The sequence below is a fragment of the Yersinia pekkanenii genome (assembly GCF_001152565.1).
Taxonomy (GTDB): domain Bacteria; phylum Pseudomonadota; class Gammaproteobacteria; order Enterobacterales; family Enterobacteriaceae; genus Yersinia; species Yersinia pekkanenii.
In genome coordinates, this window is the sequence record NZ_CQAZ01000001.1 from 50,939 (window position 1) to 63,105 (window position 12,167).

Here is a 12,167-nt window from a genome sequence, read left to right on the forward strand (position 1 = left end):
GTCTTTACGATCTGCCTGTTGTCACCGCTCAGAGCACTTTGTCATTGGCCTCAAACCCGCGAAATGCGGTTTTTTTACGTGTGTGCCGAGTGAGTTGCTGTTGGTATTTTGTTATTCACGCGGTTTAAATGTGAACTCCATCCCAAACTCTATGTTTGCATAATTGCAAAGTTGCTAGCAGACGGGGCCTCTGTCACAGTGACGGGCTGACCTCGGAGGGATTCATGGTATTGCAATCAACGCGTTGGCTGTCGCTCAGCTATTTCACCTATTTCTTTTCTTATGGCATATTTCTGCCTTTCTGGGGCATCTGGTTACAAGGGGAAGGGATACCACCTGAAACCATCGGTATTTTGCTGGGGGCCGGATTAATTTCTCGCTTTCTCGGCAGCTTGATTATTGCCCCCAGTGTCAAAGATCCTTCCCATCTGGTCACCGCGATCCGTATTTTAGCGTTGCTGGCACTGGCGTTCGCAGTCGGCTTCTGGTTTGGTAATGGCTGGGCTTGGTTGATGGTGATTATCGCGGGTTTTAACCTGTTTTTTGGCCCATTGGTACCCCTGACCGATGCACTGGCTGCCACCTGGCAGAAACAGATAACGATGGATTACGGCAAAGTCCGGCTATGGGGGTCATTGGCCTTTGTTATCGGATCAGCATTGACCGGTAAACTGGTATCCATTTGGGGCCATCCCGCCATTCTTTATAGCCTGATTCTGGGTGCCTCAGCCATGTTACTTGGCTCACTGCTGAAACCCAGTGTGATGCCACAGGGTGAGGTTAAACACCGTAATGTGGCCGCAACCGACTGGAAGGTGTTGCTGTCTGAGCCGCAGGTGTGGCGCTTTTTGCTCTGCGTGACGTTATTACAAGGCGCGCACGCCGGTTATTACAGCTTCAGCTCTATTTACTGGCAAGATGCAGGCTATTCTGCAGCGACGATAGGTTACTTATGGTCGTTGGGCGTGGTGGCCGAAATTGTGGTTTTTGCCTTTAGCAATGTGCTATTTCGCCGTTGGACTGCCCGCAGTTTGTTGCTGCTTTCCGCTGTCACCGGGATTATCCGCTGGAGCTTGATGGCTTCGACTACCGAGCTGCCGTGGCTAATCTTGATCCAAATTCTGCATTGCGGATCCTTTACTGTTTGCCATCTGGCGGCGATGCGTTTTATTGCCGCCCGGCGTGGGGCCGATGTGATCCGCTTGCAATCGGTTTATTCTGCGCTGGCGATGGGGGGAGGGATTGCGGTAATGACGGTAATATCCGGCTTCCTGTTCGAGCATTTCCGGGGCGGGGTATTCTGGGTTATGGCGTTGATTGTGATCCCTGCGTTGTTTATCCGCCCTCGGGTGGTGCCAAATCAGGAAGAGTTAACCGGTTAAGGCAATTCCAATATACGGCGTAACTGCTTGTTTTGTTGCTCAGTCAGCGGTAATAACACCTGAATCAATGGCGGCGTTGATTCAGGTTGCCGCACGGCATAAGGTGTGAGCACCACCGCAGTACCGGCTGGGGCACCGGATTGCAGATAAACGTCATGAGGCAAATATTTAATATGCAACGGCAATAGGGTTAACTCACGAACCTGTTGTTCCACTTGTTGTTCCAATTGCGGATTATTCCGCGTCAGCAGTAAAATCTGCTTTTCTTGTAATGCATTTTCCTGCATCAGCCAGGCGCCAAAGCTAATCGCAATCAAGCCAACTTCATCGCTAGAAAATTGAATCTGATATTCCTGTTCAAAAGCTAGCAGCGCTTGTTGGGTGGTGCGTAACAGCCGTGGGTATTTATGGGTGACTTCCTCCAGCAATGAATTATCAATACCAATGTTAAAATAGCAGCGCTCAATCGCGGGGGCTAGATGGGCAAAAAGTTGGCTTATCAGCGCCTCATTACTGCTAAGTGTCATGCCGGAAAATTGCTGAAAATGTGCGATTAACTGGTTAATAGCGTCGATTAGGCGGTTATCTTCTGCTGATTGGTTGCTGTAATAACTGTGTGCCTTAATCATCGTCAGCATTAGGATTAGCATATCTCGCTCAATTTTATTCAGCGGATCACCGGGTAGTGAATTACCTAACAGCGGATTAAATGAGTCAAATAAGCTGTCAGCCGCCGCCAGCGCGGGTTTGCGTTCTAACCACTGCTGCTGAGTGAGTGATAACTCTGGCGAGGTTTGCTGCTGGTTGTCCCAAGCGCAATAAGCCAAATACAATTGCAAAAACTGGCGATCTTTTTCATTGAGCTGCCGATTAAGATGGGGTTCACATTGGCTAACTATCCGCGGTAAATGCAGCGGTAGCACGCTGTCATCCCATGACAGTGCCTGATATAAGCAGGGGGCAAACTGGCTCTCCACAAAATGTGGGCAATAGCGCAACCCACGCCGTAGCCAATGGATCAGGCAGAGCCTTTTGTCCAGATGACTGCCGTGAATCAGACAACTATTATCGCTATTGGTACTGAGCTGCAAATGGTAGAAACGCTGGATTTCATTAGCAACCTCGGCTATATCTTGCCGAGTAGTTGGGAGTTCGACCCCATTGAATTGGCTGATAATCTCCAGTTGTATTCTGGGTGCTGGCATAAACAGTATCAGTACCAGATGACAGTGTCGTTGTTGTACGGATAGCGCTTGATGGGATAACTGGGGCACAGGGAAAGTGTCCAAGCGTGTATAACCTTCTGTGATGGATTCATGGTTGTTTATCAGACTTAAGCATAGCAAAAGAGATTCTATTCGGTTTGCTGGGTTTTACATCGACTTACAACTTAGGTCACAACTAGCGTGGAATATCTAAGGATTGATGAATGCAGCATATGTTATAACAAATTAGGTATGATTAGCCGACTGATGGCCATGCTATTAGCGGGGGGAACTATGGTTTATAGCCAGTTGTCGCAAGCTCATCCGCACAGTTTTATTGATATGGATGCCACTTTTGTGAGTGAAAAACAGACCCTGACAGGGATAAAAATGGTATGGACGATGGATGAAATAACCTCAGCTGATCTGCTGTATGACGCAGAAAATGCCAAAAGTGACGCTGAAATCTGGAAAAAGCTGGCAGCCCAAGTGATGGCGAATGTACTGGGACAGCATTATTTCACCGATCTCTACCGTGATGGTAAGCCAGTGAAATATAAAAACTTACCAACAGAATACCATTTGTCGCGTAAGGGACATCAGGCGGTTTTAGAGTTTGTTATGCCACTGGCAGAACCCCCACCGCTGGTGGGTAAGCCTTTTATTATCTCAACTTACGATCCTACCTATTTTGTGGATATGACCTATGCCGGTAACAAGGCAATAAGGTTATCGGCTGAAATGGAAAAAAGCTGCAAATTAACCTTATTTACCCCTAATCCCAATAGTTCACTACAGGCTTATGCATTGTCATTGGATAAAAATGATTCACCAGGAGAAGACATGGACCTTGGAAAACAATTTGCCCAACGGGTAACGGTGCAATGTCAGTAGGCATCACTGCGGGTTCACGCCACAGGCACTGGCTGATAAATTTATGGCCACTATTGCTGTTTTTATTGCTTCTGGCCGGTGCTGCGCAGGCTGCATGGCTTTATTGGCCTGAGCTATTTTTCAAGACCGTGGTATGGCAGAAAAGTATGCATCAGCAGATGGCTCAGTTGCTGCAACAGGTTAAAGCTAATCCTCATCAGGCCGGATTGGCACTGATGATGTTCAGCCTGATTTATGGCGTGCTACATGCGGTAGGGCCAGGCCATGGCAAAGTGGTGATTGTCACTTATTTGGCAACCCATCCGGCACAGTTAAGAGGCAGCCTGAAGCTGACCTTTGCGGCCTCAATACTGCAAGGTGGGGTGGCAATCTTACTGGTCACGCTGTTGCTGGGAGTATTGCAACTCTCATCCCGTTATCTGCATCAAAGTAGTTTCTGGCTGGAGAAAGGGAGTTTCTTGCTGGTTATCGCGCTAGGTATTCTGCTTTGTTTCCGCGCCATAAAGCGCCTTTATCAGCAGGTAAAAGCGCTAAAACCTCGGAAAATCACCATCCAGCGGATACCACCTTTAGCTGCCTATTCTATCCACAGTGACGACTGCGGCTGTGGGCATCGCCATCTGCCTAATGCTCAAGAGCTACAAGCCGGTGATGACTGGCGTACCCGGTTGGCGATTGTGCTGGCGATGGGGATGCGGCCTTGTTCCGGCGCGATTATGGTGTTGCTGTTTGCCAAAGTGATTGGGGTTTACTGGTGGGGTATTTTGTCGGCCATAGCCATGGCAATCGGCACCTCATTGACCATCTCGCTACTGGCACTGTTGGTTCATTATGCACGAAGGCTGGCGGTGCATTTAAGCCGTAAGCGGGCACCTGCGGCTTGGGGGGCGATAGCCTGGGCAACGTTGGCATTGACGGGTGGCGTTATTTTGCTGTTTGCCGGTGTGCTGCTTTATCTGTCTAGCCAGCCGGAAATGATGGGGGGGAGCCGGCCATTTAGTCATTGAATTTAGTAATAAAAAAGCCAGTCGGTTAACCCAGACTGGCTTTTTTGTATGAAACTGTCATTCGTATGGAATTAACGCTTCAAGGCATCACTCACTTCAGCTTGTATGATGGCCTGAATGATAGATTTCACAATACGTGGATTACCTGCCACGATATTGCCAGAGCTGAAATGGTTATGGCCACCGGCAAAGTCAGTTACGATCCCGCCAGATTCACGAACCAAAAGCTCGCCACCGGCAAAATCCCATGGCTTCAGGCCAATTTCAAAGAAACCATCGACGCGACCTGCGGCGACATAAGCCAGATCCAGTGCCGCTGAACCGGTGCGACGGAAGTCAGCACATTGTTCAAAAAGTTTACCTACTACGCGCAGATAAGCCGGGGCGTGTTGTTTTACTTTGAATGGAAAGCCCGTTGCCAAAATGGTGCCGTCTAAATCTTTGGCGTTGGTGCCACGCAGACGATAGCCGTTTAATTGAGCGCCTTGACCCCGGCTGGCTGTAAATAATTCGTTACGCATTGGGTCATAAACCACTGCAACTTCGGTACGGCCTTTGATGCGTACCGCGATAGAAACCGCGAAATGAGGGAGACGTTTGATGAAGTTGGAAGTGCCATCCAGCGGATCAATAACCCATTGTACATCGTCGTCTTCGCCAAGCAACTCACCACACTCTTCACCAATAATGGTGTGTTTCGGATAAGATTTACGGATGACCTCAACAATCAGGCGCTCAGAATCGCGGTCTACATTAGTAACAAAGTCGTTAGTGCCTTTTTGGCTCGCTTCGACAGCGTCTGGGGTTTCATAATTTTTGGCAATCAGGTTACCGGCCTTACGCGCAGCGCGTATGGCGATAGTCAGCATCGGATGCATGGGTATCTTCCACTAGGATGTTAAAGAACGAGAAACGGCGCGTAGTATAGCAGGGGATCGGATAAATGCCTATACCACCCTGCATCTCGAAGTAGCTTGGGTATATGTCTGTGTTAAGATATGGCAATTCCCCGTTACCCTCAGAGTTTGTATGCTACACAATATTCGTATCGTTTTGGTTGAAACTTCGCACACCGGCAATATGGGTTCGACAGCCAGGGCCATGAAAACAATGGGATTAACCAATTTATATCTGGTTAATCCTTTAGTAAAACCAGATTCTCAGGCCATTGCGTTATCTGCAGGCGCAAGTGATGTCATTGGTAATGCCACCATTGTCGATACTTTGGATGAAGCACTGGCTGGGTGCAATCTGGTGGTTGGCACCAGCGCCCGTTCCCGTACGTTGCCGTGGCCAATGTTAGAGCCGCGTGAATGTGGGGTGCGCAGCACACGCGAAGCAGAACATGCACCGGTGGCACTGGTATTTGGCCGTGAGCGAGTGGGCCTGACTAACGATGAGCTACAAAAATGCCACTATCATGTCGCTATTCCGGCAAACCCGGAATATAGCTCACTGAATTTGGCGATGGCAGTTCAAATTTTAGCCTATGAAGTGCGAGTGGCATTCCTTGACAGACAACAGGCGGCGGCACCGGTAATTGAAGAAGAGGAAGCGCCTTATCCATTAGTGGATGATCTGGAGCGTTTCTATCTGCATCTGGAGCAGGTTTTGTCTCATTCCGGTTTTATCCGTCAGGCACATCCAGGCCAGATTATGAGCAAGTTGCGCCGCTTATTTACCCGCGCACGGCCAGAGGCTCAGGAGCTGAATATCCTGCGTGGTATGCTGACATCCATCGAAAAACAGGATAAATACCCACAGCGTGGTGTGGGTGATACTGAGCCAGGCAACAAAAATTAATGCGTTATATCAATTGGTTATTATAAAAACTACGCCATATTATTGACGCGGAATAGGGGAATAATACTTGAGTAAATTACTAGGTTAAATAGTTGACTGAAACACTCAGGTATGTCAAAGTTCTGGCTTGTTTTCACCAACAGGTAATTTAGCTATGAGACTGACATCCAAAGGCCGTTATGCCGTGACCGCCATGCTCGATGTGGCATTACATTCCCATGACGGGCCAGTTCCTCTGGCCGATATTTCTGAACGTCAGGGGATTTCGTTATCCTACTTGGAACAGCTTTTTTCACGGTTACGCAAAAATGGTTTAGTTGCCAGCGTTCGTGGTCCGGGGGGCGGTTACCTGCTGGGCAAAGACGCATCAGCAATCGCGGTAGGTGCAGTGATAACTGCTGTAGACGAATCTGTCGATGCCACCCGCTGCCAGGGTAAAGAAGGTTGTCAGGGGGGCGATCGTTGCCTGACTCATACCTTGTGGCGTGATTTGAGCGAACGCATTAGCAGCTTCCTCAACAGCATTACACTGGCAGAATTGGTTAATAATCAAGATATTCTAGAGGTAGCGGATCGTCAGAACAACGATACGCGCCGTACGGCCAATGGCCGACCGCAAGAGACGATTAACGTTAATCTGCGCGCATAAGCAGAATCTGCGGAATTTTACGTTTTGGAAGTGATGTACGGAGCATAAGAGCAATGACCGAATCAAAAATAAAGACACCAATCTACTTGGATTATGCAGCAACAACCCCGGTAGATCCCCGTGTCGCTGAAAAAATGATGCAGTATCTGACTCTGGACGGTATTTTTGGTAACCCCGCCTCGCGTTCCCACAAGTTTGGTTGGCAGGCAGAAGAAGCTGTTGATATTGCACGTAATGATATTGCTGCTCTGGTAGGTGCTGACCCTCGCGAGATTGTCTTCACCTCCGGTGCAACTGAGTCTGATAACCTGGCAATAAAAGGTGCGGCTAATTTCTATCAAAAGAAAGGCAAGCACATCATCACCTGTAAAACCGAACATAAAGCGGTGTTGGATACCTGTCGCCAGCTGGAGCGTGAAGGTTTCGAAGTGACTTATCTGGCACCCCAGTCTAACGGTATTATCGACCTGAAGCAGCTTGAAGCCGCCATGCGTGCAGACACCATCCTGGTTTCTATCATGCACGTGAATAATGAAATCGGTGTGGTGCAGGATATCGCTGAAATCGGCGAAATGTGCCGTAGCCGCGGGATCATTTTCCACGTCGATGCGACACAAAGCGTCGGTAAATTACCTATTGATCTGAGCAAACTGAAAGTTGACCTGATGTCCTTCTCTGCCCATAAAGTGTATGGACCGATGGGCATTGGCGCACTGTTTGTTCGCCGTAAACCACGAATTCGCATTGAAGCTCAGCAGCACGGTGGGGGTCATGAGCGTGGCATGCGTTCAGGGACTTTACCGGTTCATCAGATAGCGGGTATGGGTGAAGCTTACCGTATCGCTAAAGAAGAGATGGAAAGCGAAGCTGCGCGCCTGCGTTCACTGCGCCTGCGTTTGTGGAATGGCCTTAAAGATATTGAAGAAGTTTACCTGAATGGCGATTTAGAGAATGGCGCACCTGGCATTTTGAACATCAGCTTCAACTATGTTGAAGGTGAGTCGCTTATCATGGCACTGAAAGATTTGGCGGTTTCATCGGGTTCAGCCTGTACCTCTGCGAGTTTGGAACCTTCTTACGTGCTGCGGGCGTTGGGGATGAACGACGAACTGGCTCACAGTTCAATTCGTTTCTCTCTGGGGCGTTTCACTACTGAAGAAGAGATCGACTACGCCATTGCGCTGGTGCGTAAATCCATTGGCCGTCTGCGTGACTTGTCTCCGTTGTGGGATATGTTCAAACAGGGCGTGGATATCAGCAGCATTGAATGGTCTCACCATTAATTCCAGACGTTAAGACTCAGGAGTAATCACATGGCTTACAGCGAAAAAGTAATCGATCATTACGAAAACCCACGTAACGTCGGGTCGTTCGACAATGCAGACCCAACCATTGGTAGCGGCATGGTTGGCGCACCCGCTTGTGGTGATGTCATGAAATTGCAAATCAAAGTCAACGAGGCCGGTATCATTGAAGATGCGCGTTTCAAAACCTATGGTTGTGGTTCTGCCATTGCCTCCAGCTCTTTGGTCACTGAATGGATGAAAGGCAAGTCTCTCGAGCAAGCTGAAGCGATCAAGAATACTCATATCGCAGAAGAGCTAGAGTTACCGCCAGTCAAAATTCACTGCTCAATTTTGGCTGAAGATGCCATTAAAGCTGCTATCGCCGACTACAAAAGCAAACATACTGCCAGCAAATAGCAGTGAGCATGTAGTTGTAACATAGGTTATTAATAACTGGCTCATTTTCACTTGAGTATCATCCACGGATATACACCAAAGGAATATGGGCTGGTTTTCATAGTTGAGGCTGTTATATGTCGATATCAATCAGCGACGTTGCTGCACAACGGGTCAGTGCCTTTTTAAATCACCGTGGTAAAGGCTTGGGTCTGCGCCTGGGGGTAAGAACCTCGGGCTGCTCCGGTATGGCATATGTACTCGAATTTGTTGACGAAACGAACGATGACGATATCGTTTTTGAAGACAAAGGTGTGAAAGTGATCATCGACGGCAAAAGCATGGTCTATCTTGACGGCACCGAACTGGATTTCGTCAAAGAAGGTCTGAACGAAGGCTTTAAGTTTAACAATCCGAATGTCTCCGGTGAGTGCGGATGTGGCGAAAGTTTTAACGTCTGACCCCCTGTTTTTGTTTCTACCTCAGGCAATTGATGCTTCATACAGCTCTCTGGGGTTAAAAGAGAGCTGTATAGATCTCACCTTAGCTATAACGACAACTTCCAGAGCATGCTATGGATTACTTTACCTTGTTCGGGCTACCGGCTCAGTACCTGATAGACGGCAACCAACTCACTAGCCGCTATCAGGAACTGCAACGCCAGTTTCACCCCGACCGTTTTGCTACTCAGCCTGAACGTGAGCGTCTCGCTTCGCTACAGCAGGCTGCAACCATCAATGATGCTTATCAAACCCTCAGACACCCGTTAAAACGTGCCGAGTATATGCTATCTTTGCAGGGTTTTGATTTAGGCAACGAACAGCACACGATGCGCGATACCGCGTTTCTGATGGAACAGTTGGAGCTGCGTGAAGAGCTTGATGCCATTGAGCGTAAACCCAATGCTGAAGCACTGCTCGCTGAATTCAATAGCCGCCTGGCTTTGATGACTAAAACGCGCAGTCAGCAGATGGTTGAGCAACTGGATCTACAACAGTGGGGCGTGGCGGCTGATACGGTGCGAAAATTACGTTTTCTGGATAAGTTACAACAGCAGGTCGAGCAGTTGGAAGACCGTCTGTTTGATGATTTTGCCTAACGACCTAATAGCCTAAGAAACATTACATCTGATTGATAAAAATAAATAAAACTCAATTTATTGATGACTGCAATGCTCAGCTACTTCTTATTAGAGCGCGTCACTAACGGTTTATATACTCTAAATAATTCGAGTTGCAGGTACGCTGTTCGCAGCGGCCTCAACGAGGCGGGGCTCATGGATGGGCCGAGTAACGAATGCAGCTAACGCATATGCAGCTTGAAGTATGACGAGTATAGATTGATGGAAGCTCAACATGGCCTTATTACAAATTAGTGAGCCTGGTTTAACTGCCCCACCGCATCAACGTCGGCTGGCCGCAGGGATAGATTTAGGTACCACCAATTCATTGGTAGCCACAGTGCGCAGCGGTAAAGCGCAAACGCTGGCAGATGAGCAACAGCGGGATCTTTTGCCCTCAGTGGTTCATTATCAACAAGATAGTATTGATGTCGGTTGGAATGCGCGCAGTCTGGCCGCATTGGATCCGGTAAATACCGTCAGTTCAATCAAACGTATGATGGGCCGTTCTTTGGCGGATATCGTACAGCGTTATCCTAATCTGCCTTATCAATTCCAGCCCAGCGAAAACGGCTTGCCGATGATCCAGACTGCCGCCGGGTGGGTCAATCCGGTTCAAGTGTCTGCGGATATCCTCAAAGTCTTGTCACAACGAGCGCAAGCCGCGCTGGAAGGGAGTCTGGACGGCGTGGTGATCACCGTTCCGGCTTATTTTGATGATGCTCAGCGTCAGGGTACCAAAGATGCCGCGCGTTTGGCGGGGTTGCATGTTTTACGTTTGCTTAATGAGCCGACCGCAGCCGCTATTGCCTATGGTCTGGATTCAGGTCAGGAAGGGGTGATCGCGGTTTATGACTTGGGGGGGGGCACATTCGATATTTCCATCCTTCGGCTAAGCCGTGGTGTGTTTGAGGTGCTGGCAACAGGCGGTGACTCTGCACTGGGGGGCGATGATTTTGACCATTTATTGGCTGATTGGCTGCGTGAGCAAGCGAGTATTGATTCCCGTGATGACCATGGTATTCAGCGGCAGTTACTTGATGCGGCAATCGCCGCCAAGATTGCCTTGAGTGATGCTGAGGTTGTTGATGTCACGGTTGCGGGCTGGCAGGGGCAAATCACGCGTACACAGTTTGAAGCTCTGATTACGTCGTTAATCAAACGGACATTAATGGCCTGCCGCCGCGCATTGAAAGATGCGGGAGTTACACCTGAAGACGTTCTGGAAGTGGTCATGGTCGGGGGATCGACCCGTGTGCCATTGGTGCGCGAGCAAGTAGGGCAATTCTTTGGCCATACGCCACTGACCTCGATTGATCCGGATAAGGTTGTCGCCATCGGTGCTGCGATCCAGGCTGATATTCTGGTGGGAAATAAGCCAGACAGTGACATGCTGCTGCTTGATGTTATCCCGCTCTCATTAGGGTTGGAAACCATGGGCGGGCTGGTGGAGAAAGTCATTCCGCGCAATACCACCATTCCCGTGGCCCGTGCGCAAGAATTCACCACCTTTAAAGATGGGCAGAGCGCGATGACCATCCACGTGCTGCAAGGTGAGCGTGAACTGGTGCAGGATTGCCGTTCCTTAGCTCGTTTCACCTTACGTGGCCTACCGCCACTGCCTGCGGGCGGGGCACATATCCGTGTCACTTTCCAGGTGGATGCGGATGGTTTATTGAGTGTCACCGCGATGGAGAAATCCAGCGGCGTTGAGGCATCGATTCAGGTTAAGCCGTCTTATGGGCTGTCCGATGATGAAATTGCCCACATGATTAAAGATTCGATGGCGAATGCGCAACGTGATGTCAGTGCGCGTAAGTTGGCGGAGCAACAGGTCGAGGCATCCCGTGTGCTGGAGAGTTTACAAGGCGCATTGGCACAAGACGCAGCATTACTCAGTGAGCAAGAAAGTACCGCTATTGCTCAAGCGATAGCGTTATTACAGCAGCAGATGCAGGGCACTGACCCACACGCAATCGAAGCTGCGATCAAAGCGTTAGATGCCCAAACGCAAGATTTTGCCGCGCGCCGGATGGATGCTTCCATTCGCCGTGCTTTGGCTGGCCATTCAGTGGATGAGGTTTAATCATGCCTAAAATAGTATTTCTGCCCCATAAAGACCTTTGCCCGGATGGCGCAGTACTGGAAGCAATCCAAGGTGAGACTATACTGGACGTTGCGTTGCGCAATGGTATCGACATCGAGCACGCCTGTGAGAAATCCTGTGCTTGTACCACTTGCCACTGTGTAGTGCGTGAAGGGTTTGACTCGCTGCCAGAAAGCAGTGAACTGGAAGATGACATGCTGGACAAAGCCTGGGGGCTAGAGCCAGAAAGCCGGCTAAGCTGCCAGGCCAAAGTAACCGACGAAGATTTAGTGGTCGAGTTCCCGCGTTATACCATTAATCATGCAAGAGAGCATTGAT

The 12,167-nt window shown here is 49.2% G+C and carries 13 protein-coding genes; 11 read left to right on the forward strand and 2 right to left on the reverse strand.

Annotated elements, in window-relative coordinates; genetic code table 11:
• Nucleotides 1-224 precede the first annotated feature (224 nt).
• Nucleotides 225-1,382 carry a 3-phenylpropionate MFS transporter gene (locus tag AEP37_RS00235; RefSeq protein WP_049608082.1) on the forward strand — a complete coding sequence of 386 codons (1,158 nt, stop codon included), beginning with the start codon at nucleotides 225-227 and terminating at the stop codon, nucleotides 1,380-1,382.
• On the opposite strand, the gene csiE is transcribed toward AEP37_RS00235, so the two are convergent.
• Nucleotides 1,379-2,656: a stationary phase inducible protein CsiE gene (csiE, locus tag AEP37_RS00240; protein WP_082170637.1), complete on the reverse strand. Its 1,278-nt coding sequence runs from the start codon at nucleotides 2,654-2,656 to the stop codon at nucleotides 1,379-1,381. The genes AEP37_RS00235 and csiE overlap by 4 nt on opposite strands.
• A 183-nt stretch (nucleotides 2,657-2,839) precedes the next feature.
• On the opposite strand from csiE, the gene AEP37_RS00245 reads away from it, so the two are divergent.
• Together AEP37_RS00245 and AEP37_RS00250 are read left to right on the forward strand one after the other, a co-directional pair.
• Nucleotides 2,840-3,481, forward strand: a complete 642-nt coding sequence (locus AEP37_RS00245) for a DUF1007 family protein (protein ID WP_049608086.1) — start codon at nucleotides 2,840-2,842, stop codon at nucleotides 3,479-3,481.
• Nucleotides 3,472-4,488, forward strand: a complete 1,017-nt coding sequence (locus AEP37_RS00250) for a nickel/cobalt transporter (protein ID WP_049608089.1) — start codon at nucleotides 3,472-3,474, stop codon at nucleotides 4,486-4,488. The genes AEP37_RS00245 and AEP37_RS00250 overlap by 10 nt, the downstream gene beginning before the upstream one ends.
• Nucleotides 4,489-4,559: 71 nt before the next feature.
• On the opposite strand, the gene suhB is transcribed toward AEP37_RS00250, so the two are convergent.
• A complete protein-coding gene (gene suhB, locus AEP37_RS00255; RefSeq protein WP_049608092.1) occupies nucleotides 4,560-5,366 on the reverse strand; it encodes an inositol-1-monophosphatase in 807 nt (268 codons plus the stop codon).
• Nucleotides 5,367-5,517: 151 nt separating this feature from the next.
• Between suhB and trmJ the strand changes: the two genes are divergently transcribed.
• The 8 genes from trmJ to fdx all read left to right on the forward strand — a co-directional run bounded on the left by trmJ (nucleotide 5,518) and on the right by fdx (nucleotide 12,166).
• Complete coding sequence (trmJ, locus tag AEP37_RS00260; RefSeq protein WP_049608095.1) at nucleotides 5,518-6,291, forward strand: tRNA (cytosine(32)/uridine(32)-2'-O)-methyltransferase TrmJ; 774 nt, start codon at nucleotides 5,518-5,520, stop codon at nucleotides 6,289-6,291.
• Nucleotides 6,292-6,445: 154 nt separating this feature from the next.
• On the forward strand, nucleotides 6,446-6,940 hold the full coding sequence (gene iscR / locus AEP37_RS00265) for a Fe-S cluster assembly transcriptional regulator IscR (RefSeq protein ID WP_049608099.1): 495 nt from the start codon (nucleotides 6,446-6,448) through the stop codon (nucleotides 6,938-6,940).
• A 68-nt stretch (nucleotides 6,941-7,008) separates the two neighbouring features.
• Nucleotides 7,009-8,223, forward strand: coding sequence for an IscS subfamily cysteine desulfurase (locus AEP37_RS00270; RefSeq protein ID WP_049608464.1), 1,215 nt, complete (start codon nucleotides 7,009-7,011; stop codon nucleotides 8,221-8,223).
• Between the two features lie 30 nt (nucleotides 8,224-8,253).
• Entirely contained in the window at nucleotides 8,254-8,643 is a 390-nt protein-coding gene (gene iscU / locus AEP37_RS00275; RefSeq protein ID WP_049608103.1) for a Fe-S cluster assembly scaffold IscU, read from the forward strand.
• Nucleotides 8,644-8,759: 116 nt separating this feature from the next.
• Nucleotides 8,760-9,083 (forward strand): iron-sulfur cluster assembly protein IscA, encoded by a 324-nt coding sequence (gene iscA / locus AEP37_RS00280; protein ID WP_049608106.1) that lies wholly within the window; start codon nucleotides 8,760-8,762, stop codon nucleotides 9,081-9,083.
• Nucleotides 9,084-9,196: 113 nt separating this feature from the next.
• Nucleotides 9,197-9,721: a co-chaperone HscB gene (gene hscB / locus AEP37_RS00285; protein WP_049608109.1), complete on the forward strand. Its 525-nt coding sequence runs from the start codon at nucleotides 9,197-9,199 to the stop codon at nucleotides 9,719-9,721.
• A gap of 256 nt (nucleotides 9,722-9,977) precedes the next feature.
• Nucleotides 9,978-11,828 carry a Fe-S protein assembly chaperone HscA gene (hscA, locus tag AEP37_RS00290; RefSeq protein ID WP_049608112.1) on the forward strand — a complete coding sequence of 617 codons (1,851 nt, stop codon included), beginning with the start codon at nucleotides 9,978-9,980 and terminating at the stop codon, nucleotides 11,826-11,828.
• Between the two features lie 2 nt (nucleotides 11,829-11,830).
• Nucleotides 11,831-12,166 (forward strand): ISC system 2Fe-2S type ferredoxin, encoded by a 336-nt coding sequence (gene fdx / locus AEP37_RS00295; protein ID WP_049608114.1) that lies wholly within the window; start codon nucleotides 11,831-11,833, stop codon nucleotides 12,164-12,166.
• Nucleotide 12,167 lies beyond the last annotated feature (1 nt).